The organism is Corallococcus praedator (assembly GCF_003612125.1).
In the GTDB taxonomy this organism is placed as follows: domain Bacteria; phylum Myxococcota; class Myxococcia; order Myxococcales; family Myxococcaceae; genus Corallococcus; species Corallococcus praedator.
The window spans coordinates 1-469 of the sequence record NZ_RAWI01000926.1; the positions used below are offsets into that span (position 1 = coordinate 1).

Consider the following 469-nt stretch of genomic DNA (forward strand, 5'->3'; position numbering starts at 1 on the left):
CAACAGCTCTGCTCCGGCAACCCGCAATACGGGCTTTAGCAGCGATGCCACAGGAGCGGCTCCGATCAATAACGCGGGTGTTTCTACAACCTTGACCACACCTAGCCAAGTTAGCGCCGATACAACGCCCTTGCCGTCTAGACCGCTACAAGCCGTTCCCGCTGGATGGTAAGCAGCAGGCAATGGCAGCAGATGTTTTGGTCATTGGTGGGGGCGCGATCGGTCTAGCGATCGCCCTCGAATTACGTCTACGTGGTGCATCTGTCACCGTTCTTTCCCGTGATTTTGCTCAAGCAGCTAGCCATGCTGCTGCCGGGATGCTGGCTCCCCAAGCAGAAAAGATTCCTCCCGGTGCCATGCGGGAGCTTTGCTTGCTGAGCCGATCGCTCTACTCAGATTGGACACAAAAGCTAGAAGCGCTGACAGGTTTGCCAACCGGGTATTGGGCGTGTGGCATCCTGGCACCGCT

The 469-nt window shown here is 57.4% G+C and carries 1 protein-coding gene; it reads left to right on the plus strand.

The annotated features are described in order from the left end of the window. Positions 1 to 182: 182 nt before the first annotated feature. Positions 183 to 469, plus strand: a 287-nt coding sequence (locus D7Y13_RS50085) for an FAD-dependent oxidoreductase (RefSeq protein WP_120631096.1), incomplete at its 3' end; no start/stop codon positions are given.